The 1,030-nt window shown below is 78.5% G+C and carries 1 protein-coding gene; it reads right to left on the bottom strand.

The window, feature by feature from the left end:
• Positions 1-50: 50 nt before the first annotated feature.
• The coding region (locus tag NWP10_RS12095) for an anthranilate synthase component I family protein (RefSeq protein ID WP_258301067.1) at positions 51-1,030 on the bottom strand (980 nt) is incomplete at its 5' end.

Raw genomic sequence — 1,030 nt, 5'->3', positions numbered from 1 at the left:
GGCCGACATCGTCCCGGCCCGGCTCCACCGGCACCCCGGCGCCGTCCCGCTCACCGCGAGCGGGGCGGCGCCGTCGTCGTGCGGGCCGTGCCGTCCGCGCGGGCCAGGGCCCGGCGCAGGCCGCGGGCCTTGAGCAGGACCTCCTCGTGCTCGGCCTCGGCGATCGAGTCGGCGACGATCGCCCCGCCGGCGCCGATGCCCCAGCGCCCGGCCGCGAGCACGGCGGTGCGGATCACGATGGACAGGGACACCGCCCCGTCCGCGCCGAGCAGCCCCAGCGCGCCGGAGTACACGCCGCGCGGGGAGTCCTCCCACTGCGCGAGCAGCTCGACGGTGCGCCGCTTGGGGGCGCCCGTCATCGAGCCGCCGGGGAACAGGGAGCGGACCACCTCCACCGGCGCCACGCCGGCCCGGGCCGTCCCGGTGACCGTGGAGACGAGCTGGTGCACGGTCGCGTAGCTCTCCACGGCCATGAGCGAGGGGACCTGCACGGAGCCGGGCTCGCACACGCGGGAGAGGTCATTGCGCAGCAGGTCCACGATCATGAGGTTCTCCGCGCGCGTCTTGGGGTCCGCGGCGAGGGCGCGGGCGGCCTCGGCGTCCGCGGCGGGGTCGGGCAGACGGGCGGCCGTGCCCTTGATGGGCTTGGTGGAGTAGCGGCCGTCCCGGCCGGCGAGGAAGCGCTCGGGCGAGGCGGAGACCACGGCCCAGCCGCGGGGGCCGGTGCCGTGCTCCATCAGCGCGGCGTAGGGGGCCGGCTGGTGGGCGGCGAGCTCGAGGAACAGGGCCAGCGGGTCCACCCGGAGCGCGGGGTCGGCGTCGAAGCGGGTGGTCAGGCACAGCTCGTAGGAGTCGCCGGCGTGCAGGGCGGCGTGGCACCGGGCGATGTGCTCGTCGTAGGCGGCCCGGTCCTCGCGCCACGCGCCGGCGGCCTCGCCGGTCCCGGCCTCGGGGGCGACGTCGGCCCGGACCTCGGAGGCCGCGGCGTCGTCCGCCGCGGCCTGCGCGGCGCGGCGTGCCGCGTCCAGGG

It is taken from the genome of Micrococcus sp. HG099, from assembly GCF_024723355.1.
Lineage (GTDB): Bacteria > Actinomycetota > Actinomycetes > Actinomycetales > Micrococcaceae > Micrococcus > Micrococcus endophyticus.
Note: the sequence above shows the minus strand (reverse complement) of the source record. Positions and strands in the feature narration are given on the sequence as shown.